Origin of the sequence: Citrobacter sp. Cc139, assembly GCF_030334645.1 — a bacterium.
GTDB classification, from domain to species: domain Bacteria; phylum Pseudomonadota; class Gammaproteobacteria; order Enterobacterales; family Enterobacteriaceae; genus Citrobacter; species Citrobacter werkmanii.
Window position 1 is genome coordinate 112009 of record NZ_JAOWDM010000091.1, and the last position, 23175, is coordinate 135183.

The following is a 23175-nucleotide window of genomic DNA, read 5'->3' on the forward strand; positions in this document are numbered from 1 at the left end:
ATTAAAAGGAACTGAAAAATGAAAAACTGTGTCATCGTCAGCGCGGCACGTACCGCAATCGGCAGTTTTAACGGCGCACTGGCAACAACGGGTGCCGTCGAGATTGGAGCCACCGTCATTAGAGCCGCCCTTGAGCGTTCACACCTTGACCCTCAACGCGTGGACGAGGTGATTATGGGCAACGTGTTGCAGTCAGGACTCGGACAAAATCCGGCGCGTCAGGCATTGTTAAAAAGCGGCCTGTCCGACACAGTTTGCGGCTTTACCGTCAACAAAGTGTGCGGCTCGGGCCTGAAAAGCGTAGCGCTTGCCGCCCTCGCAATTAAGGCAGGACAAGCTCAGGCGATCGTGGCGGGAGGGATGGAAAACATGAGCCAGGCCCCCTACCTGTTAGACGCAAAGGCCCGCTGGGGATATCGTCTTGGTGATGGGCAATTGTCAGACGTTATTCTGCGCGACGGCCTAATCTGCGCCGAGCATGGGTACCACATGGGGATCACCGCAGAAAATGTCGCCAAAGAGTACGGCATCAGCCGCGAAATGCAGGATGAACTGGCACTGCAGTCGCAACGTAAAGCCGTGGCTGCCATCGCGTCCGGCGCATTCGAGGCTGAAATCGTGCCCGTCAGCGTGTCGTCCCGTAAAAAAACCATCATCTTTGAGCGCGACGAGTTTCCCAAAGCTGACTCAACGGCGGAAGGGCTCGCCGCCTTACGCCCGGCCTTTGATAAAACAGGAACCGTCACCGCAGGCAACGCTTCGGGGATCAACGACGGTGCGGCGGCATTAGTGGTAATGGAAGAGTCTGCGGCACTGGCGGCAGGGCTGAAACCGCTGGCGCGGATCAAAGTCTGGGCCAGCGGCGGCGTGGCACCGGCGATGATGGGGATGGGGCCGGTTCCGGCCACGCAAAAAGCGCTACAGCTGAGCGGGCTACAGCTGTCCGATATCGATCTTATCGAAGCCAACGAGGCATTTGCCGCGCAGTTTCTTGCCGTCGGCAAAATGCTGGGGTTCGATCCGCAAAAGGTTAACGTCAACGGCGGGGCCATTGCGCTGGGACATCCTATTGGCGCCAGCGGCGCACGAATTCTGGTTACGCTGCTGCATGCGCTACAGGCACGCGATCAAACGCTTGGGCTTGCCACGCTGTGCATTGGTGGCGGTCAGGGAATCGCAATGATTGTGGAACGCATGAATTAAAAAAAGGGCCGGATTTCTCCGGCCCTTTTCATAACATCTCAATTACTCGTCAGCGTCATCCGCTGCATCATCATCGGTTTCTGCTTCAGGCGCGATATCCTCGTCGCCCTCAGCGGCACTTCCGTCGATGGAGTCGAGTTCTTCATCATCAACCGGCTCAGCAACGCGTTGCAGACCCACAACGTTTTCATCTTCTGCAGTACGGATGAGGATCACGCCCTGGGTGTTACGCCCTACTACGCTGATTTCCGACACGCGAGTACGCACCAGCGTACCTGCATCGGTGATCATCATGATCTGGTCGGTATCTTCAACCTGCACCGCGCCAACAACAGAGCCGTTGCGCTCGGTCACTTTGATGGAGATAACGCCCTGAGTCGCACGAGACTTGGTCGGATACTCTTCTGCCGCGGTACGCTTACCGTAGCCGTTTTGCGTCACGGTCAGGATAGCGCCTTCGCCGCGCGGAATAATCAGAGAAACGACTTTGTCTTCGCCTGCCAGCTTGATACCGCGTACGCCGGTCGCGGTACGACCCATCGCACGAACGGCATCTTCTTTAAAGCGCACTACTTTACCCGCGGCAGAGAACAGCATGACTTCGTCACTACCGGACGTCAGGTCAACGCCAATCAGCTCGTCGCCTTCGTTCAGGTTAACCGCAATGATACCGGCGGAACGCGGACGGCTGAACTCGGTCAGCGCGGTTTTCTTCACGGTACCGCTGGCGGTCGCCATAAAGACGTTCACACCTTCTTCGTACTCGCGTACCGGCAGAATAGCGGTGATACGTTCGTTCGCTTCCAATGGCAGCAGGTTGACGATTGGACGTCCACGCGCGCCACGGCTGGCTTCCGGCAACTGATAAACCTTCATCCAGTACAAACGACCACGGCTGGAGAAGCAGAGGATCGTGTCATGGGTGTTGGCCACCAGCAGGCGGTCAATAAAGTCTTCTTCTTTAATACGTGCTGCTGATTTGCCTTTACCGCCACGACGCTGTGCTTCGTAATCGGTTAACGGCTGATATTTCACGTAGCCCTGATGAGACAAGGTCACGACAACATCTTCCTGGCTAATCAGATCTTCGATATTGATGTCAGCGCTGTTGGCGGTGATTTCGGTACGACGTTCGTCGCCGAACTGCTCGCGAATCAGCTCCATCTCTTCACGGATAACTTCCATCAGACGATCTGCGCTACCCAGAATATGCAGCAGTTCAGCAATCTGCTCCAGCAGCTCTTTGTATTCGTCGAGCAGTTTTTCATGCTCAAGGCCGGTCAGTTTCTGCAAACGCAGATCCAGAATCGCCTGGGCCTGCTGTTCAGTCAGGTAGTACTGACCGTCACGCACGCCAAATTCCGGCTCCAGCCATTCAGGACGCGCGGCGTCATCACCGGCACGTTCCAGCATGGCGGACACGTTACCCAGTTCCCACGAACGCGCAACCAACGCAGCTTTCGCTTCTGCCGGGGTCGGCGCGCGGCGGATCAGTTCAATGATTGGGTCAATGTTCGCCAACGCAATCGCCAACGCTTCAAGGATATGCGCACGGTCGCGGGCTTTACGCAGTTCAAAGATAGTACGGCGCGTTACGACTTCACGACGGTGGCGTACAAACGCGGCAATAATATCTTTCAGGTTCATGATCTTCGGCTGACCATGGTGCAGCGCAACCATGTTGATACCGAAAGAAACCTGCAGTTGGGTCTGGGAATAAAGGTTGTTCAGAACCACTTCCCCGACCGCATCGCGTTTCACTTCAATCACGATGCGCATACCGTCTTTATCAGACTCGTCACGCAGCGCGCTGATGCCTTCAACGCGTTTGTCTTTTACCAGCTCGGCGATTTTCTCGATCAGGCGCGCTTTGTTCACCTGATACGGAATTTCATGGACGATGATGGTTTCACGGCCGGTTTTGGCGTCGGCTTCGACTTCCGCGCGGGCGCGAATGTACACTTTGCCACGACCGGTACGGTAGGCTTCTTCGATACCACGACGACCGTTGATGATCGCGGCGGTCGGGAAGTCCGGACCCGGAATATGCTCCATCAGCCCTTCAATGCTGATGTCTTCATCGTCAATGTATGCCAGACAGCCGTTGATCACTTCCGTCAGGTTGTGCGGCGGAATGTTGGTTGCCATACCTACCGCGATACCGGACGAACCGTTCACCAGCAGGTTAGGAATTTTGGTCGGCATGACGTCAGGAATTTGTTCGGTGCCGTCGTAGTTATCGACGAAATCAACCGTTTCTTTTTCCAGGTCAGCCATCAGCTCATGGGCGATTTTCGACATACGGATTTCCGTATAACGCATCGCCGCTGCGGAGTCGCCATCGACAGAACCAAAGTTACCCTGACCATCTACCAGCATGTAACGCAAGGAGAATGGCTGCGCCATACGAACAATGGTGTCGTAAACGGCGATATCACCATGAGGGTGGTATTTACCGATTACGTCACCAACGACACGGGCAGATTTTTTATAGGCTTTATTCCAGTCGTTGCCCAATACGTTCATGGCGTAAAGTACGCGACGGTGAACCGGTTTCAGGCCATCTCGGACGTCTGGCAGCGCACGGCCAACAATGACCGACATCGCATAATCCAGATATGAGCTCTTCAGCTCTTCCTCAATGTTGACCGGTGTAATTTCTCTCGCAAGGTCGCTCATCTAACCGCTATCCCTCTACTGTATCCCGGATTCAAAGGTCGCAAATTATAACACATTCGCACAGATTCAGGTAAATGGATTCCCCCTGACAGAGGCTTTATTCATCCCGTCAGGCTGATATACTCATTTGCATCGCAAATTTAGGAGTAGAAGCCCCAATGAATGCCGAAAAACCCCCGGTAAGTCACAACGTTGACCATGAAGAAATTGCCAAGTTTGAAGCAGTCGCGTCACGCTGGTGGGACCTTGAGGGGGAATTTAAGCCACTGCACCGCATTAACCCGCTGCGTCTGGGCTACATCACGGAGCGCTCAGGCGGCCTGTTTGGTAAAAAGGTACTCGACGTCGGCTGCGGCGGCGGCATTCTGGCGGAAAGTATGGCGCGCGAAGGCGCAACCGTCACGGGCCTGGATATGGGCTTTGAACCGTTACAGGTAGCAAAGCTGCATGCGCTGGAGAGCGGTATCCAGGTCGAGTACGTCCAGGAAACCGTCGAAGAGCACGCGGAAAAACATGCGCACCAGTATGACGTGGTGACCTGCATGGAAATGCTGGAGCACGTGCCGGACCCGCAGTCGGTGGTCAGCGCCTGCGCCAGGCTAGTCAAACCGGGCGGCGAAGTGTTTTTCTCCACACTTAACCGCAACGGCAAATCCTGGCTGATGGCCGTGGTCGGAGCGGAATATATTTTGCGCATGGTGCCGAAAGGCACGCACGATGTGAAAAAATTTATTAAGCCTGCAGAGTTATTACAGTGGGTAGATCAGACCGTGCTGAAAGAGCGTCATATGACCGGCCTGCATTACAACCCGATCACCAACAGCTTTAAACTCGGTCCGGGCGTAGATGTGAACTATATGGTCCATACCACTGCCAGCGTTGATTAACCGCTTCCTGTAGGCCGGATAAGGCGTCCAACGCTGCTATTCGGCATGCCGACAGGAACAGGGCCTGATGGCGCTTCGCTTATCAGGCCTACAATTCCTGTGCCAGATCATAAGAACTTTCTTCGCCTTAGATGAAGAAATCAGCACTCGATCAAATTTTCTATTTTTTTTCTCAATTATTGACATCCCCGCCAGGCCTTATAAGACGCGCACTTAGCGATTCTTACCCTTTTGCAACCTCAATTTAACGTCAAAATCAACTCTTGTGCTGAAAAGAATCCCTACTAGAATACTCACCATATAGCGTCTATTTTATCAAACAACCCCTACATATAGTATTTATCCACAGACTTAGTCACAACATGACTCTGTGGATAATATGGGGGATATTTTTTCTTTCACGGACAGGTAAAAAACCACATGAATCAGAGTCTGCTGGTGACAAAGCGTGATGGTAGTACAGAGCGCATCAATCTCGACAAAATCCACCGAGTTCTGGATTGGGCGGCAGAAGGACTGAATAACGTATCGATTTCTCAGGTCGAGCTGCGCTCTCATATTCAGTTTTATGACGGTATCAAAACGTCCGATATCCATGAGACGATCATCAAAGCAGCCGCCGACCTGATCTCCCGCGAGGCACCGGATTATCAGTACCTGGCTGCCCGCCTGGCCATTTTCCACCTGCGTAAAAAAGCCTACGGCGAGTTTGAACCGCCTGCACTTTACGACCATGTCGTGAAAATGGTTGAAATGGGCAAATACGACAATCATCTGCTGGAAGACTACACGGAAGAAGAGTTCAAGCAGATGGACTCGTTCATCGTACACGACCGTGATATGACCTTCTCCTATGCTGCGGTGAAGCAGTTAGAAGGTAAATATCTGGTGCAAAACCGTGTCACCGGTGAGATTTATGAAAGCGCGCAGTTCCTCTACATTCTGGTAGCGGCCTGCCTGTTCTCTAACTATCCACGTGAAACGCGTCTGCAATATGTAAAACGTTTCTACGATGCCGTTTCAACGTTCAAAATTTCTCTGCCGACGCCAATTATGTCCGGCGTGCGTACCCCAACCCGCCAGTTCAGCTCCTGCGTACTGATCGAGTGCGGCGACAGCCTGGATTCCATCAACGCCACCTCCAGCGCTATCGTAAAATACGTTTCTCAGCGCGCCGGTATCGGTATCAACGCCGGCCGCATCCGTGCGCTGGGCAGCCCTATTCGTGGCGGTGAAGCGTTCCACACTGGCTGTATTCCGTTCTATAAGCACTTCCAGACCGCGGTGAAATCCTGTTCGCAAGGCGGCGTGCGCGGCGGTGCGGCCACCCTGTTCTACCCGATGTGGCATCTGGAAGTCGAAAGCCTGCTGGTGCTGAAAAACAACCGCGGCGTTGAAGGCAACCGCGTGCGTCATATGGACTACGGCGTGCAGATCAACAAGCTGATGTATACCCGTCTGCTGAAAGGCGGCGACATCACCCTGTTCAGCCCGTCCGACGTCCCGGGCCTGTATGATGCGTTCTTCGCTGACCAGGACGAGTTCGAACGTCTGTACACCCAATATGAAAACGACGACAGCATCCGTAAACAGCGCGTGAAAGCGGTTGAACTTTTCTCCCTGATGATGCAGGAACGTGCCTCTACCGGCCGTATCTACATCCAGAACGTTGACCACTGCAACACCCACAGCCCGTTTGATCCGGTTGTTGCGCCGGTGCGCCAGTCCAACCTGTGTCTGGAAATCGCCCTGCCGACCAAACCACTGACCGACGTGAACGACGAAAACGGCGAAATTGCGCTGTGTACGCTATCCGCATTTAACCTGGGTGCTATCAACAGCCTGGACGAGCTGGAAGAGCTGGCCGTACTGGCGGTACGCGCGCTGGATGCACTGCTGGATTATCAGGATTACCCAATCCCGGCCGCCAAACGCGGCGCAATGGGCCGTCGTACGCTGGGTATTGGCGTCATCAACTACGCCTACTGGCTGGCGAAAAACGGTAAGCGTTATTCTGACGGTAGCGCCAATAACCTGACCCACAAAACCTTTGAAGCCATTCAGTATTACCTGCTGAAAGCTTCTAACGAGCTGGCAAAAGAGCAAGGCGCGTGCCCGTGGTTTAACGAAACCACTTACTCCCAGGGTATTTTGCCGATCGATACCTATAAGAAAGACCTTGATGCTATCTCTGACGAGCCGCTGCACCTAGACTGGGAAGCGTTGCGTGAGTCCATCAAGACGCACGGCCTGCGTAACTCCACGCTGTCCGCGCTGATGCCGTCGGAAACCTCTTCGCAGATCTCTAATGCGACCAACGGTATTGAACCACCGCGCGGCTACGTGAGCATCAAAGCGTCTAAAGATGGGATTCTGCGTCAGGTCGTGCCGGACTACGAACACTTGCACGACGCCTACGAACTGCTGTGGGAAATGCCGAGCAACGACGGTTATCTGCAACTGGTAGGTATCATGCAGAAGTTTATCGATCAGTCGATTTCCGCCAACACCAACTATGATCCGACGCGTTTCCCATCAGGAAAAGTGCCGATGCAGCAGTTGCTGAAAGACCTGCTCACCGCCTACAAATTTGGCGTCAAAACGCTGTATTATCAGAACACCCGCGATGGCGCGGAAGATACTCAGGACGATCTGGTGCCGTCTATTCAGGACGATGGCTGCGAAAGCGGCGCATGTAAGATCTGATGAATATTGCCGGGTGGCGCTACGCTTACCCGGCCTACGATTGCACGGTTTGTAGGCCGGATAAGGTGTTTGTACCGCATCCGGCGCTCATCCCACAAAGGATTCACATTAATGGCATACACCACTTTTTCACAGACGAAAAATGATCAGCTTCTGGAACCGATGTTCTTCGGCCAGCCGGTGAACGTCGCCCGCTACGATCAGCAAAAATATGACATCTTCGAAAAACTGATCGAAAAGCAGCTCTCTTTCTTCTGGCGTCCGGAAGAGGTCGATGTTTCCCGCGATCGCATCGACTTCCAGGCGCTGCCGGAGCATGAAAAGCATATCTTCATCAGCAACCTGAAGTATCAGACGCTGCTGGACTCCATTCAGGGACGTAGCCCGAACGTCGCGCTGCTGCCGTTAATCTCGATTCCTGAACTGGAAACCTGGGTCGAAACGTGGGCGTTTTCTGAAACGATCCACTCGCGTTCTTATACCCATATCATCCGTAACATCGTCAACGATCCGGCGGTGGTGTTTGACGATATCGTCACCAACGAGCAGATCCAGAAGCGCGCGGAAGGCATTTCCAGCTACTATGACGAATTGATCGAGATGACCAGCTATTGGCATCTTCTCGGTGAAGGCACCCATAGCGTTAATGGCAAAACGGTTGTCGTGAACCTGCGTGAGCTGAAGAAAAAGCTGTACCTGTGCCTGATGAGCGTGAACGCGCTGGAAGCCATTCGCTTCTACGTCAGCTTCGCCTGCTCCTTCGCCTTCGCCGAACGTGAACTGATGGAAGGCAACGCGAAAATTATTCGTCTGATCGCCCGCGACGAAGCCCTGCATCTGACCGGTACACAGCACATGCTGAACCTGCTGCGCAGCGGTGTAGACGACCCAGAGATGGCGGAAATCGCAGAAGAGTGTAAGCAAGAGTGCTACGACCTGTTCGTGCAGGCCGCGCTGCAAGAGAAAGAGTGGGCGGACTATCTGTTCCGTGACGGTTCGATGATCGGTCTGAACAAAGATATTCTGTGCCAGTACGTTGAGTACATCACCAACATTCGTATGCAGGCTGTTGGGCTGGATCTGCCGTTCCAGACGCGTTCTAACCCGATCCCATGGATCAACACCTGGCTGGTGTCCGATAACGTACAGGTTGCGCCGCAGGAAGTGGAAGTCAGCTCTTATCTGGTCGGCCAGATCGACTCCGAGGTTGATACCGACGATCTGAGTAACTTCCAGCTCTGATGGGCCGCGTTACTCTGCGCATCTCTGGCACACAGCTGCTGTGCCAGGATGAACACCCCTCCCTGCTTGCCGCACTCGAATCGCACAATGTTGAAGTCGAATACCAGTGTCGTGAGGGTTACTGTGGTTCCTGCCGTACCCGCCTGGTGGCGGGACAGGTGGACTGGATCGCCGAGCCTCTGGCCTTTATTCAGCCGGGCGAAATATTGCCCTGCTGTTGCCGGGCAAAAGGCGATATTGAAATCGAGCTGTAACGGTTAGTGCACTTCGTGTGCGCTAACTAACGGCATCGCCCCGCGGCGCTTCATCTGCGCAATGTACAGCGCCCCGGCTAAAACCACCAGCAGGGCCCCTACCAGATAAATCGCCCGATAGCCCACGCCCTCGACCATCATCCCCATAATGAACGCGCCGATCGCCATTCCCGCATCCATCGCATTGAAGAAAAGCGAATTGGCGATGCCAATTTTATGCGGCTCCACCGAGCTAATAATTTGTGTCTGGAATACCGGCGTGACTGAGCCGTAACCAATGCCGATTAATCCCCCGGCAGTAATCATCATGATACTGCCGTTGGTGTAGCCAAGCGCCACCAGTCCGATGGTAAAGGCCAGCAAACACGGATATACCACGTATTTCGGCCCCTTTTTATCACAAATGTTGCCGGTAAAGGTTCGACAGATCATCAGACAAATGGCGTAGCACAACAGGAAATTACTGGCGGCGGCCATCAGATCCAACTCGCGCGCATACAGCGCGAGAAAAGCAGAAACACCCGCATAGGAGAAAGTCATGAAAAACGTCACCATCGCGAAAGGCAGCGCGGCGCGATCAAACATTGCCGCAAATCCCAGCTTCGGTTTTGAGCCGTCGGCATGACGGATGACCGGCGGTACGGCGACGATCAATGACAGGATAATACCCAGTACGGCAACCGCGCTACACAGCCAGAATGCGGTGGTAAAAGCTTCCCAGCGTGCCATATTCAGCCCTACCCACGGCCCCACAACCATTGCCAGTCCCATGGCCAAAGAGAAAAAACTGATGCCCTCCCCACGTCGGGAGGCCGGTATCAGCCGCGCGGAAATCGTTCCTTTTACCGTGGTAATGACGCCAAACGTCACCCCATGAAGCACCCGAATAAACAGCAGCGATTCAATTGAGTGGCAAACAGGATACAGCGCAGTGACAACCAAAAAGGCCAGAGAAGAGAGCACCAGAATCGTTTTATTCGAATATTTCCCCACCCATTGCCCGGCGAACGGACGCACAACAATTGCGGCACCTAAAAAGAAGGTGACCAATAAGCCGGCTTTATCCGGCGTGGCGTGCAGGCGATCCGAAATATAGATCGGTAATAACGTGAGCAGGACATAAAACACAAAGAATATAATGAAGCTAATGATCGTGATTGCCCAAAAATCTTTCGTCCACAGTTTTTCTTTCATATTCGACAGCCTGTCCAGACGGCGCACGCAGGCAACGCTCAGCTCAACTGAGCAACGGAGAGGTGCGTCAAAATGTGATTTATACGGTAGACCGCAAGTGTAAACAGATTCATCATATTAGAGAAATTAATCGTTTTAATATTGTTAATTAGAAGGAACTAATGACATTAACCCAGATCCACGCCCTGCTTACCGTGCTTGAATGCGGCGGTTTTACCGAAGCCAGTAAGCGGTTGTATATGACCCAATCCGCTGTAAGCCAGGCCATTTCGGCGCTTGAAGAAGAGTTGGGAGTCGAATGTCTCATCCGCGAGCGCCGTAAAGACATTCAGCTCACCCCGGTTGGAAGGCGGATCGTTCCGCACCTGCGCATGATCGTTGCAGAAACCAACGCGGTAAAAGAAATTGCCGAGCAGGAGCGAAAAAACCCAGCCCGAACCCTGCGCATCGGCTGCTTTCCCAGCGCCTGCGCCTGCATTTTACCGGGCATTATCCACCACTTCGAGCAGCATCATCCGCACATCAAAATCATTCCCTTTGAAGAGAACAGCACGGCGATCGTTGATTCCCTGCGCAGTGGGGACATTGATGCCGGATTTGTGCATTTTCCGGTGAGCGGTATGTACTGCGTACCAGTCTATCGCGATAAATTTACCGTTGTGGTTCCCGAAAGCCATCCTCTGGCAGCCAATACCGCGGTTACGGTTGAACAACTGGTGGGAGAACCGCTGATTATCAGTAAAGGTCGCTATGAATTAAGCATCATGACGCTATTTAAAGAGAAAGGTATCGAGCCGGTTATTAAATACGAATTTAACCATCCGGATACCGCGATGAGTTTTATTCGTCAGGGACTGGGTATTGCGTTATTACCGGAGTTAACGCTGAAGGCCGTTGGCGGGGAGATACGCTCGGTGGCGCTGGAGCCGACGTTCTATCGACAGATATCGTTACTGGCAAAAGAGCCGCCGGTGGACGGCAGCCCTTTATTTCTCCTGCAGGCTTGTATGGAAACGTTGACAGCAGACGGCCTTATCTAACAGTTTATAACGTTCTCCAATGAGGCCTGTGACCGGAGGTGCATCACAGGCCTTGTGCCATTACTCTTTATTCAGGAATTTGACTGCTTTGTCGGGGAAGTCGGTGAACAACCCGTCAACGCCCGCCTTGTTATACAGAATGTCATACAGCTGGTTTACGTCAGTAGTGTAATCCGGTAGCTGATCGGCACGAACAGTATAAGGATGCACCACCATCTTGTTCTGATGCGCGTCCTGAACCATGCCAGTTAACGAGATATTGGCTTTTTTCGACTTCTCATCAACCAGCATGTGGTAGTCCGGCCCAATGCCGTCCGCATACTGCGCCACCTGCTTCATGGCACCCGGTTTAAACATCCAGTCGTAGTTGTAATTAACCCAACTACCGTCCGGCTTTTTCTCCTGGGTTTCATTCCAGTCAGTGTACGCAATCAACTGCACCAGATTGAGATCCATCCCCATCTTTGGTTCCAGTTCGTTTTTAATGCGCTTTAACTCCGCGACATCAAAACACTGTAGGTAAACCTTGTCGTTTTTGCTGGTATACCCGTACTTTTTCAGCACTTCCAGCGTTTTCGCTGCGATGTCCTTCCCTTCCTGGTGATGGAACCACGGCGCCTTCATTTCCGGGTAAATGCCGATGTTTTTACCGGTTGAGTGATTCAGTCCCTGAACGAACTCAATCTCTTCTTCGAAAGTGTGCACGCGGAAATCAGATTTACCCATCGGGAAGCGCCCAGGGTAAGTCTGTACCTTTTTGCCATTCTCGATATTAAAGCCTTCGGTAAATTTCAGCGATTTGATCTCGTCCAGCGTAAAGTCGATGGCGTAATAACGTCCATCTTTACGCGCACGATCCGGAAAACGCTCAGCGACATCGGTGACGCGGTCCAGATAGTGGTCATGCAGGACGACCAGATGGTCATCCTTGGTCATTACCAAATCCTGCTCCAGATAATCCGCGCCCTGAGCATAGGCCATCGCTTTCGCGGGCAGCGTATGCTCCGGTAAATAACCGCTTGCCCCACGATGCGCAATCACGATTTTATCGGCGGCGACCGCCGCGCTGCTAACAACCATACCAGCCAGCATCAGCGCCACGCTGAGACTTTTCAATGTGGTTTTCATTAATTAGCCCCCGTTACGTTTCAGCTGTACTTCTTCGTGGTGACGTTTTTCACCAATCATGACGACCACCAGCAGAATGACCGCCAGCACGCTACCGCCAATCATCACCATAAAGCCGCCGTCCCAGCCGAAGAAGTCAACGGTGTAGCCGACAATGGCGCTCGCCGCCACAGAACCGCCGAGATAACCGAACAGTCCGGTAAAGCCTGCTGCCGTACCCGCCGCTTTTTTCGGCGCCAGTTCCAGCGCGTGCAGACCGATCAACATGACCGGGCCGTAGATCAGGAAGCCGATGATAATCATACAAGCCATATCAACGTTCGGGTTACCTGCCGGGTTCATCCAGTAAACAATGGTCGCGATAGTCACCAGCGTCATAAAGAACACGCCGGTCGCGCCACGGTTGCCACGGAAGACTTTATCCGACATCCAACCACACAGCAGCGTGCCCGGAATACCCGCGTATTCATACAGGAAGTAGGCCCAGGATGATTTATCGAGTGCGAAATGCTTCACTTCTTTCAGGTAGGTTGGTGACCAGTCCAGGATGCCGTAGCGCAGCAGATAAACGAACACGTTGGCGATAGCGATGTACCACAACAGTTTGTTTGGCAGTACATACTGCATGAAGATCTGCTTGGCGGTCAGTTCTTCTTCGGCTTTCTCGTTGTAGTCGTCCGGGTAGTCGTTCTTATACTCTTCGATAGGCGGCAGACCGCAAGACTGCGGCGTATCTCGCATCATCGCAAAGGCGAACAGCGCAACCACAATCGCACCGAAAGCAGGCATATACAGCGCCGCTTTCCAGTCATTGAACCAGGCCATACCGAGCAGGAACAGCAGAGGAGGCAGACCGCCGCCCACGTTGTGCGCACAGTTCCAGACGGAAACAATGCCGCCACGTTCTTTCTGCGACCACCAGTGCACCATGGTACGGCCACACGGCGGCCACCCCATCCCCTGGAACCATCCGCAGAGGAACAGCAGCACAAACATAATCGCAATGCTCGATGTCGCCCACGGCACAAAGCCCATAAACAACATCACTGCGGCAGCCAGAATCAAACCTGCTGGCAGGAAAACGCGCGGATTCGAGCGATCCGAAACGGACCCCATGATGAATTTCGAAAATCCGTAAGCGATGGAGATACCGGACAAGGCAAAACCCAGATCGCCGCGAGAGAAACCCTGCTCAACCAGATATGGCATCGCCAGGGCAAAGTTCTTACGTACCAGATAGTACGCGGCATAACCAAAGAAAATCCCCAGGAAAATCTGCCAACGCAATCGACGATATGTCGGGTCGATCTCCGTAGCAGGCAAACGCGCCTTATGTGGCGCTGGTTTAAAAATACTCAACATAGCGTAGCCTCCGTGGCCGTCTTTCATTCGAAGTAAACACTGCAGTTCGTCACTACTACCCTACCGCTTCCAGTGTGGCCGCGATGTTAAGGAAAGATACCTAACAAAAATGTGAAACGCAGCACAAATTGTTACAGATTTATGACAAATGTTCATAAAGGCGCACGAAATCACGTTTCATTTTCGAATAATGAGCGATTATGCGCGAAATCAAACAATCCATGTTTTTTATGTGGCTAAATGATAAAAAACGAACTGTGAGGAAAAACAATGAAAACTCGCGACTCGCAAACAAGTGACGTGATTATCATTGGTGGAGGAGCAACAGGTGCAGGGATCGCACGCGACTGTGCGCTGCGCGGGTTGCGCGTCATCTTAGTGGAACGCCACGATATCGCCACGGGCGCGACCGGACGTAACCATGGCCTGCTGCACAGCGGTGCGCGCTACGCCGTCACCGACGCTGAATCTGCCCGTGAGTGCATCAGCGAAAACCAGATTCTGAAACGTATCGCCCGTCATTGCGTTGAGCCGACGGACGGTCTGTTTATTACCCTGCCGGAGGATGAGCTCTCCTTCCAGGCTACCTTCATTCGCGCCTGTGAAGAGGCCGGTATTCGCGCAGAAGCGATTGACCCTCAGCAGGCGCGCATTATCGAACCCTCCGTCAACCCACAGCTGATTGGCGCGGTCAAAGTGCCCGACGGTACGGTCGATCCCTTCCGCTTAACCGCCGCCAACATGCTGGATGCGCGTGAGCATGGCGCAGTTATCTTAACGGCCCATGAAGTGACGGGGCTGATTCGCGAAGGGACAACGGTTTGCGGCGTTAACGTGCGCAATCACCTGACGGGTGAGATGCAGTCCCTGCATGCGCCGGTGGTGGTGAATGCCGCCGGGATCTGGGGCCAGCGCATTGCCGAATATGCCGATCTGAGTATCCGGATGTTCCCGGCCAAAGGATCGCTGCTGATTATGGATCATCGCATAAACCAGCATGTCATTAATCGCTGCCGTAAACCTTCTGACGCCGATATTCTGGTGCCTGGCGATACCATTTCGCTCATCGGCACCACCTCGCAGCACATTGATTATGACGATATCGACAGCAACCGCGTCACCGCAGAAGAGGTCGATATTCTGCTGCGCGAAGGTGAGAAACTGGCGCCGATTATGGCGAAAACACGCATTTTACGCGCCTACTCCGGTGTGAGACCGCTGGTCGCCAGCGACGACGATCCAAGCGGTCGTAACGTCAGCCGCGGTATTGTGCTGTTCGATCACGCTGAACGTGACGGACTGGATGGGTTTATCACCATTACCGGCGGCAAACTGATGACCTACCGTCTGATGGCGGAATGGGCCACCGATGCCGTTTGCCGTAAGCTGGGCAATTCTCAACCTTGCACCACCGCAGACACCGCACTGCCCGGCTCGCAGGAATCCACCGAGCACACGCTGAAACGCGTAATTTCGTTGCCCGCGCCGTTGCGCGGTTCGGCGGTCTACCGTCACGGCGATCGCACCCCGGCGTGGCTTAGCGAAGGTCGTCAGCACCGTAGCCTGGTCTGTGAATGTGAAGCGGTCACCGCGGGCGAAGTGCAATACGCCGTCGAGAATTTAACCGTCAACAGCCTGCTGGATTTGCGTCGCCGTACCCGCGTTGGTATGGGGACCTGCCAGGGCGAATTGTGCGCCTGCCGCGCCGCAGGTTTGCTGCAACGTTTTAATGTCACCACCGCTGCGCAATCTATTACCCAGCTTTCCGATTTCCTCAACGAGCGCTGGAAAGGCGTGCAGCCTATCGCCTGGGGCGACGCGCTGCGCGAAAGCGAATTCACGCGCTGGGTCTATCAGGGATTGTGCGGTCTGGAAAAGGAGCACCAGGATGAAATTTGATACCGTCATTATCGGCGGCGGCCTGGCAGGACTGCTGTGCGGCCTGCAACTGCAAAAAAGCGGGTTGCGCTGTACGATTGTCACGCGCGGCCAAAGCGCCTTGCATTTTTCCTCCGGCTCACTGGATTTGCTCAGCAACTTGCCCGATGGTCAACCGGTGATGGAGATAGAAGCCGGTCTGAATGCGCTGCGTACTCAGGCGCCCACGCATCCGTATAGCATCATCGGAACACAGAACGTCCTGGATCTTGCCCAGCAGGCGCAGGATCTGCTGGAAGAATGCGGAACGCATTTGCAGGGCAAAGTACACCAGTCACATCAACGCGTAACCCCGTTGGGAACCCTGCGCTCAACCTGGTTAAGTTCCCCAGAAGTTCCGGTGTGGCCACTGTCCGCACAGCGTATCTGCGTTGTCGGTATCAGCGGTTTACTGGATTTTCAGGCGCATCTCGCCGCGGCCTCGCTGCGCCAGCACAATCTCAGCGTCGAGACGGCGGAAATCGATCTGCCTGAACTGGATGTCCTGCGTGATAACCCAACCGAGTTTCGCGCTGTCAATATTGCGCGCCTGCTGGACAACGAAGATAAATGGTCGCTGCTCTATGATGCTTTACTGCCACTGGCAAAAACCTGCGACATGATTATTATGCCAGCCTGTTTCGGCCTGGCGGATGAGCGCCTTTGGCACTGGCTTAACGAGCGCCTTCCCTGCTCGTTGACGCTGTTACCGACTCTACCGCCTTCGGTACTGGGTATGCGTCTGCACAACAAATTACAGCGCCAGTTTGTGCGCCAGGGCGGTGTCTGGATGCCGGGTGATGAAGTGAAGAAAATCACCTGTCAGAATGGCGTCGTCAGTGAAGTCTGGACCCGTAACCATGCCGATATCCCGTTGCGTCCACGCTTCGCCGTGCTCGCCAGCGGCAGCTTTTTCAGCAGCGGTCTGGTCGCCACGCGCGAGGCCATCCACGAACCGATCCTCGGACTGGATGTACAGCAAACCGCCACCCGCGCCGAGTGGTATCAGCGTGATGTCTTCGACCCACAACCGTGGCAACAGTTTGGCGTCACAACCGATGCCACTTTGCGCCCGTCGCTGGCGGGGAAAACGGTAGAGAACATGTATGCCATCGGTTCTGTTCTCGGTGGTTTTGACCCTATTGCCGAGGGTTGCGGAGGCGGCGTATGCGCAGTCAGCGCCTTACACGCCGCACATGACATTGCGAAACGTGCAGGAGGACAGCAATGAGCGACACACGTTTTGAAAGTTGTATCAAGTGCACGGTGTGCACCACCGCCTGCCCGGTAAGCCGCGTCAATCCGGGCTACCCTGGCCCAAAACAGGGCGGACCGGACGGCGAGCGTCTGCGTCTGAAAGATGGCGCGTTATACGACGATGCGCTGAAATACTGCATCAACTGTAAGCGCTGCGAAGTGGCGTGTCCGTCAGATGTGAAAATTGGCGATATCATCCAGCGTGCGCGCGCCAAATATGACACTACGCGTCCATCGCTGCGTAATTTTGTTTTAAGCCATACGGATTTAATGGGAAGTGTATCCACCCCGTTCGCGCCGATAGTGAATACCGCCACCTCGCTGAAACCGGTACGCCAGTTGCTGGACTACGCGCTGAAAATCGACCATCGCCGTACGCTGCCGAAATACTCCTTTGGTACGTTCCGCCGCTGGTATCGCAGCGTTGCCGCACAGCAGGCGCAGTATCCGGAGCAGGTCGCCTTTTTCCACGGCTGTTTTGTTAATTACAACCATCCGCAACTCGGTAAAGACCTGATCAAGGTCCTGAACGCCATGGGAACCGGCGTACAGCTGCTGAGCAAAGAGAAATGCTGCGGCGTACCGCTGATCGCCAACGGCTTTACCGATAAAGCGCGCAAGCAGGCGGTCAGCAACGTGGCCTCGCTCAGGGAAGCAATTGACGGGAAAGGTATTCCGGTGATCGCCACCTCATCAACCTGTACCTTTGCACTCCGCGATGAGTACCCGGAAGTGCTGGACGTCGACAACACCGGCCTGCGCGAACATATTGAGCTGGCGACCCGCTGGCTGTGGCGCAAGCTGGATGAAGGCAAAACGTTGCCGCTGAAGACGCTACCGCTGAAAGTGGTCTATCACACGCCTTGCCATATGGAGAAAATGGGCTGGACGCTCTACACGCTGGAGCTGCTGCGCCAAATTCCGGGACTGGAGCTGACGGTGTTAGATTCTCAGTGTTGCGGAATCGCCGGAACATACGGCTTTAAAAAGGAAAACTACCCGACGTCACAATCGATTGGCGCACCGTTATTCCGCCAGATTGAAGAAAGCGGTGCCGATATCGTTGTCACCGACTGTGAAACCTGTAAATGGCAGATAGAGATGTCTACAAGCCTTCGCTGTGAACATCCGATCACCCTGCTTGCCAAAGCATTGGGTTAACTCTGTTGCCCGGTGGCGTTTGTTACCGGGCATTTTTGCGTACTCTGTTCCGCCTATCTGAATACGTTGCAATCGGGCGTATTTATCTCTGATTCACTCACGCAAATAGCCAAATCCCCCAATGCAGCTCTGATTAAAAGTGAGTACCGTCATGCCATCTTCTCCTTCAGGTGACGGACTACCATGGATGAATCAACCACCGCTACACCGCATGATGCCGTTTTTAAGAAGATAATGTCTTACCCTGAGATGGCTCGGGATTTTCTGGATATTCACCTTCCTCCAGCATTACGTGAAATGTGCGATTTGCAAACGCTGAAGCTGGAGCCCGGCAGTTTTATCGAACAGGATCTCCGCGCGTTCTATTCCGACGTATTGTGGTCGTTAAAAACCCGCGAAGGCCAGGGTTATATTTATTGTGTTATTGAACATCAGAGTACAGCGGTACAGCATATGGCATTTCGCCTGATGCGTTATGCCATTGCTGCGATGCAGCATCATCTTGATGCTGGAAATAAAACGCTGCCACTGGTCGTTCCCATGTTGTTTTATCACGGCCAGCAAAGTCCCTACCCCTGGTCACTCAACTGGCTGGATGAATTTGACTGTCCGCAACTGGCACGACAACTGTATTCAGAGGCTTTCCCGCTGGTGGACATCACCGTAATACCGGACGATGAGATTGCGCAACATCGGCGCGTCGCGTTGCTTGAATTAATGCAAAAACATATTCGCGATCGTGATTTGATGGGGCTGGTGGACCGTCTGGTCTCGCTTTTAGTTACAAGCACCGCTAATGACAGCCAGTTGCAAACGCTATTAAATTACCTGCTACGATACGGCAATGTTTCTCACGTCAGCGCATTTATCCATGAGGTTGCCGAACGTTCCCCCCATCACAAGGAGAGGTTGATGACGATCGCAGAGAGGCTAAGACAAGAAGGCCACCACCATGGCCTACAAGAAGGGATACAGCAAGGATTAGAACAGGGAGTGCAAAAAGGTACGCAAGAAGAAGCCTTACGTATCGCTCGCATGATGCTGGAAAATGGAATTGATCATAATTTGGTTCAGTTAATTACCGGGCTATTGCCTGGCGATGTTACAGAGTGAGTCAGGTTGGGAAGGTTTGTAGCCTTCCCAATCATTGTTTAAATCGTCAGCGATTCAACCACTTCTATCCAGCCGTGTTCGCTGGCGATATCCTGGCCGTTTAGCCAACGACGCAGCATATTCAGCGCCATCATCGCGCAAACTTCCTGACGAATCGGCAAACTGTAGCGATTAGCGCTAAGCCTTACGCGCAAGGCATGTGTCCCATCCGGGGTTGCCAGCGCAAAGTTAATATGTTCGCTTTCGAATGCCGATACTGCCAGCGCCAGCCCGGCATAGTGTTTGCCGCGTCGCTCGGTAATCCAGTGCGCCGTTTGCGCCAGCGTTTCTTCCTGAGGTGGAACCACTTCACTCGCTAGCAGAGGAGCATTAGCGCGAGAGAGCTGGAGTGCAACTAAGCCACCGGTGAACTGTTCGCTCAGCGTCAGACTGTATTGTCGCTCCTGCAACGTGCGGGCGATTTGCGCCGGCAAACCTTCCGTACCTTCGAATATCATATTCTGTCCGGCAACCCGCTTCACCTCAGGCCACAGCGCCAGCATGGCGTCTCGTTGGGAATCAGGCCCGGTTAGCTTCAGCTCAATAATCGGCATCGACGAGCGGTAACCCATTGTCACTCCCGGCGGCAAAGGCAGCGGATCCAGACTCTGCGCCAGATCGCTTTCGGAACGGCCAAAGGTGGTTAATCGCAGGCAGAGAGGTGGTTGAGGCAGAGAAAAACGCTCACGCAAACGCGGCAGAATCTCATGCTCAACCATGACTTTAAATTCCGATGGCACGCCAGGCGTAAAGAACATCAGGCAGCGGTTTAGCTTCACGGCGAACCCGCACGCGGTGCCGACAGGATTATTGATAAATTCAGCGCTGGCAGGAAGCTCAGCCTGTTTGCGGTTGCTCGGCGCCATCACGCGGCCACGGTCGCGGAAATAACGCTCCATCTCGGCCAGCCAGGCTTCATGCAATACCAGCCCCTCGCCTTTTGCCGTTGCCGCCGCCTGCGCGCTTAAATCATCGCTGGTTGGCCCCAGACCGCCATTAACGATCAACACATCGGCGTGTTCGCTACGCTCACGTAGAATAGCGACCAAATCGTCAAGATTGTCCCCTACCGTATTACGGCGGGTTAACGGTAATCCCTGATTAAAGAAAAAATCAGCCAGCCAGGCGGCATTGGTGTCGACGATTTGTCCGTGCAACACTTCATCCCCGGTGGATAGCATCTCCACGTTTAACATCGTGTTCTCCTGCTTTTATGATGAAAACACTATAGCGCATGGAGGGGGGAAGGCGCGACTGAACGCCGCGCCAGAAATGTCAGAAGCTGGCGTTAACCCCAACGTACGGACCATCAGCAATCGCGTTATCGCGGTTACCATCTTTACCCGCCAGGTTCAGGTAGCGATAACCGGCTTCAATGCTCAGCGGGCGCATAATTGTCAGACGCGCACCGGCATTGGCTTCTTCATAGCTGTCGATACCGCTGGAAAGTGAATCAGGAGAGTAATAGTACTCGCCAAACAGGCGGAAACTATCGCCAATCGGCCACTGCAAACCGCCACCAACTGCCGCCGCGTAGCCTTCATCACCATCATTAGGGTTAGTATAAATACCTTTCCCTCCGACGGTTGCCAGCAACGGACCAAGTGGAATATTCAGACCCAGTCCCAGACCGGCTGCATCGCCGTCGTCATCGTTATGCATCCAGTTACCGCTGACCGCCAGTCCGGTAGATTCAGTCCCCATACCAAACCCAAGGTTGGTGTAATCTTCGCCCGCCTGGCCACTAATGCTAATTGCGCTCGCCGATGCGGAAACAAACAGCATTCCGGCAAAACCCAACATTAAACTTTTTTTCATTTTCTATCCTTTCCAGCAAGAATCAAAACATAGCCCCAAAACCGAGGAATTGTACTGCCAGATGACAAGGAATCAATGAGCTAAAAAAGCGATGCAATGGCATATTGTAACCAAATACTACTTACAAATTTGAGTTAAGGTTAAATTCCAGGGCTATTTGCAGAATCGACATAGCAGGCCCCCGTTTTCAACAAACATCCCCTTCTTCCCTGATAAAGCAGGGTTAAACGTCACGGAAGCGTTTTTTCTGCCGCCAGCAAAAGGTAAGATGGGTACACAATGGAATTCTCAGCATCCCCCTACAAGGACCCAACCTATGCGCCAAAGAACGATTGTTTGTCCATTAATTCAAAATAATGGCTGTTATTTACTGTGCAAAATGGCTGATGACCGTGGCGTTTTCCCCGGCCAGTGGGCACTTTCTGGCGGCGGTGTTGAAGCGGGCGAACGCATTGAAGAGGCTTTGCGTCGGGAAGTAAGGGAAGAGCTGGGCGAACAGCTCGCGTTGTCAGAAATTACCCCCTGGACCTTCAGTGATGATATTCGCACCAAAACCTATGCCGATGGCAGCCAGGAAGAGATTTACATGATTTACCTCATCTTTGATTGTGTCGCGGCGAATCGTGAAGTGAACATTAACGAAGAGTTTCAGGCATTCGCCTGGGTTAAACCGGAAGATCTCGGCACGTACGACTTAAATGTCGCCACGCGTAAAACGTTAACCCTGAAAGGATTACTGTAAATTATCATTCTAATAGCGACATAAAATACCTTCCTGAATTGCGGCATTGCATTGACCTGGCTACAGCAACCAGCAATGCCGTTTACGCCACGCCATTTCTGTAAAATTCATTTAATTTCAAAACAATAAATTAAAAACACCGTTATTTTCCTTTATATCTCGAACCTTAAACTCTTAAGGATAAATTAACCTTCAGTCATTAACCTTTGAAGCCTGATAAATAATTAACGACGCCCCTGTTTATCGCGAAAAATAAAACGTCGGTGGCGTTAAATGGCTTGAAGGAATAATGATGTCTGACTTTTTGCCTTTCTCTCGCCCGGCGATGGGAGCTGAAGAGCTTGCCGCAGTGAAGGCGGTTCTGGACTCGGGATGGATAACCACCGGCCCGCAAAATCAGCAGTTGGAACAAGCCTTCTGCAAGCTCACGGGAAATCAGCATGCCGTCGCCGTCTGCTCCGCCACCGCTGGAATGCACATCACGCTAATGGCGCTGGGCATCGGTGCGGGTGATGAGGTCATCACGCCATCAATGACGTGGGTTTCTACCCTCAATATGATTGTCCTGCTGGGTGCGACGCCGGTCATGGTCGACGTTGATCGTGATACGCTCATGGTCACGCCAGAGCAAATTGAAGCGGCCATCACGCCGCGAACCAAAGCGATTGTTCCGGTACATTACGCAGGCGCCCCGGCCGATCTTGACGCGATTTATGCCATTGGCGAGCGCTATGGCATTCCGATCATCGAAGATGCGGCGCACGCCGCAGGGACGTTATATAAGAATCGTCATGTCGGCGCGCACGGCACCGCTATTTTCTCGTTTCACGCCATCAAAAATATTACCTGTGCGGAAGGTGGGCTGATTGTTACCGACGACGGCCAGCTTGCCCAGCGGCTTCGCAGTCTGAAGTTTCACGGCCTGGGCGTTGATGCTTTTGATCGACAAACCTACGGCCGCGCGCCGCAGGCTGAAGTGTTGGCGCCAGGATACAAATACAACCTCACGGATATCAATGCCGCCATCGCGCTGGTACAGCTGAAGAAACTGGAGCAACTGAACTCACGCCGCGCACAAATTGCCCGGGAGTATCAACAGGCGCTGGCCGATACGCCGTTTCAACCGTTGAGCCTGCCCCAGTGGTCTCACGTTCACGCCTGGCATCTGTTTATCATTCGTGTTGACGAAGCGCGCTGTGGCCTGAACAGAGATGCCTTAATGGAAGCGCTGAAGGCCAGAAATATCGGCACCGGTCTGCATTTTCGTGCGGCCCATACGCAAAAATATTATCGCGAACGCTTCACCACGCTTTCGCTGCCCAATACAGAGTGGAATAGCGCACGCATCTGCTCGCTGCCGTTGTTCCCCGATATGACCGCCTCTGACACCCAGCGAGTTATTACGGCACTTCGCGAGATTGCAGGACAATAAC

Annotated in this window: 18 protein-coding genes; 12 read left to right on the forward strand and 6 right to left on the reverse strand. The window is 53.4% G+C overall.

All coding sequences use genetic code 11. From position 1 onward, the window contains the following. Positions 1-18: 18 nt before the first annotated feature. Positions 19-1203 carry an acetyl-CoA C-acetyltransferase gene (locus tag OGV69_RS18640; protein WP_069323407.1) on the forward strand — a complete coding sequence of 395 codons (1185 nt, stop codon included), beginning with the start codon at positions 19-21 and terminating at the stop codon, positions 1201-1203. Positions 1204-1245: 42 nt separating this feature from the next. Here the strand turns inward: OGV69_RS18640 and gyrA are convergent, their stop codons facing one another. Continuing rightward, complete coding sequence (gyrA, locus tag OGV69_RS18645; protein WP_069323406.1) at positions 1246-3882, reverse strand: DNA topoisomerase (ATP-hydrolyzing) subunit A; 2637 nt, start codon at positions 3880-3882, stop codon at positions 1246-1248. A 158-nt stretch (positions 3883-4040) separates the two neighbouring features. Here gyrA and ubiG point away from each other — a divergent pair, with 158 nt between their 5' ends. From ubiG to yfaE, 4 genes are all read left to right on the forward strand, one after another. Then, positions 4041-4769: a bifunctional 2-polyprenyl-6-hydroxyphenol methylase/3-demethylubiquinol 3-O-methyltransferase UbiG gene (ubiG, locus tag OGV69_RS18650; RefSeq protein WP_038642230.1), complete on the forward strand. Its 729-nt coding sequence runs from the start codon at positions 4041-4043 to the stop codon at positions 4767-4769. 420 nt (positions 4770-5189) lie between these two features. Beyond that, positions 5190-7475, forward strand: a complete 2286-nt coding sequence (nrdA, locus tag OGV69_RS18655) for a class 1a ribonucleoside-diphosphate reductase subunit alpha (RefSeq protein ID WP_038642232.1) — start codon at positions 5190-5192, stop codon at positions 7473-7475. A gap of 111 nt (positions 7476-7586) precedes the next feature. Continuing rightward, positions 7587-8717: a class Ia ribonucleoside-diphosphate reductase subunit beta gene (gene nrdB / locus OGV69_RS18660; RefSeq protein WP_038642234.1), complete on the forward strand. Its 1131-nt coding sequence runs from the start codon at positions 7587-7589 to the stop codon at positions 8715-8717. Further along, positions 8717-8971 carry a ferredoxin-like diferric-tyrosyl radical cofactor maintenance protein YfaE gene (yfaE, locus tag OGV69_RS18665; RefSeq protein WP_038642236.1) on the forward strand — a complete coding sequence of 85 codons (255 nt, stop codon included), beginning with the start codon at positions 8717-8719 and terminating at the stop codon, positions 8969-8971. The genes nrdB and yfaE overlap by 1 nt, the downstream gene beginning before the upstream one ends. A gap of 3 nt (positions 8972-8974) precedes the next feature. Here the strand turns inward: yfaE and OGV69_RS18670 are convergent, their stop codons facing one another. Next, positions 8975-10165 carry an MFS transporter gene (locus OGV69_RS18670; RefSeq protein ID WP_069323404.1) on the reverse strand — a complete coding sequence of 397 codons (1191 nt, stop codon included), beginning with the start codon at positions 10163-10165 and terminating at the stop codon, positions 8975-8977. Positions 10166-10326: 161 nt separating this feature from the next. Between OGV69_RS18670 and OGV69_RS18675 the strand changes: the two genes are divergently transcribed. Then, on the forward strand, positions 10327-11205 hold the full coding sequence (locus OGV69_RS18675) for a LysR family transcriptional regulator (RefSeq protein ID WP_069323403.1): 879 nt from the start codon (positions 10327-10329) through the stop codon (positions 11203-11205). Between the two features lie 60 nt (positions 11206-11265). On the opposite strand, the gene glpQ is transcribed toward OGV69_RS18675, so the two are convergent. Together glpQ and glpT are read right to left on the reverse strand one after the other, a co-directional pair. Then, positions 11266-12333: a glycerophosphodiester phosphodiesterase gene (gene glpQ, locus OGV69_RS18680; RefSeq protein ID WP_069323402.1), complete on the reverse strand. Its 1068-nt coding sequence runs from the start codon at positions 12331-12333 to the stop codon at positions 11266-11268. A 3-nt stretch (positions 12334-12336) separates the two neighbouring features. Then, complete coding sequence (glpT, locus tag OGV69_RS18685) at positions 12337-13695, reverse strand: glycerol-3-phosphate transporter (protein WP_038642244.1); 1359 nt, start codon at positions 13693-13695, stop codon at positions 12337-12339. Between the two features lie 270 nt (positions 13696-13965). Between glpT and glpA the strand changes: the two genes are divergently transcribed. The 4 genes from glpA to OGV69_RS18705 all read left to right on the forward strand — a co-directional run bounded on the left by glpA (position 13966) and on the right by OGV69_RS18705 (position 19143). Then, a complete protein-coding gene (gene glpA, locus OGV69_RS18690) occupies positions 13966-15594 on the forward strand; it encodes an anaerobic glycerol-3-phosphate dehydrogenase subunit A (RefSeq protein WP_038642246.1) in 1629 nt (542 codons plus the stop codon). Beyond that, positions 15584-16843 carry a glycerol-3-phosphate dehydrogenase subunit GlpB gene (gene glpB / locus OGV69_RS18695; RefSeq protein WP_069323401.1) on the forward strand — a complete coding sequence of 420 codons (1260 nt, stop codon included), beginning with the start codon at positions 15584-15586 and terminating at the stop codon, positions 16841-16843. The genes glpA and glpB overlap by 11 nt, the downstream gene beginning before the upstream one ends. Further along, a complete protein-coding gene (glpC, locus tag OGV69_RS18700; RefSeq protein ID WP_069323400.1) occupies positions 16840-18030 on the forward strand; it encodes an anaerobic glycerol-3-phosphate dehydrogenase subunit GlpC in 1191 nt (396 codons plus the stop codon). The genes glpB and glpC overlap by 4 nt, the downstream gene beginning before the upstream one ends. A gap of 183 nt (positions 18031-18213) precedes the next feature. Continuing rightward, positions 18214-19143 carry an Rpn family recombination-promoting nuclease/putative transposase gene (locus OGV69_RS18705; protein WP_069323399.1) on the forward strand — a complete coding sequence of 310 codons (930 nt, stop codon included), beginning with the start codon at positions 18214-18216 and terminating at the stop codon, positions 19141-19143. Positions 19144-19181: 38 nt separating this feature from the next. Here OGV69_RS18705 and OGV69_RS18710 read toward each other — a convergent pair whose 3' ends face one another. Continuing rightward, positions 19182-20378, reverse strand: coding sequence for a nicotinamide mononucleotide deamidase-related protein YfaY (locus OGV69_RS18710; protein ID WP_042307141.1), 1197 nt, complete (start codon positions 20376-20378; stop codon positions 19182-19184). A 79-nt stretch (positions 20379-20457) separates the two neighbouring features. Next, complete coding sequence (locus OGV69_RS18715) at positions 20458-21000, reverse strand: YfaZ family outer membrane protein (RefSeq protein WP_038642254.1); 543 nt, start codon at positions 20998-21000, stop codon at positions 20458-20460. A 316-nt stretch (positions 21001-21316) separates the two neighbouring features. Between OGV69_RS18715 and nudI the strand changes: the two genes are divergently transcribed. Together nudI and arnB are read left to right on the forward strand one after the other, a co-directional pair. Continuing rightward, on the forward strand, positions 21317-21742 hold the full coding sequence (gene nudI, locus OGV69_RS18720) for a nucleoside triphosphatase NudI (RefSeq protein WP_069323398.1): 426 nt from the start codon (positions 21317-21319) through the stop codon (positions 21740-21742). Positions 21743-22034: 292 nt separating this feature from the next. Continuing rightward, entirely contained in the window at positions 22035-23174 is a 1140-nt protein-coding gene (arnB, locus tag OGV69_RS18725; RefSeq protein WP_069323397.1) for a UDP-4-amino-4-deoxy-L-arabinose aminotransferase, read from the forward strand. Position 23175: the final 1 nt, after the last annotated feature.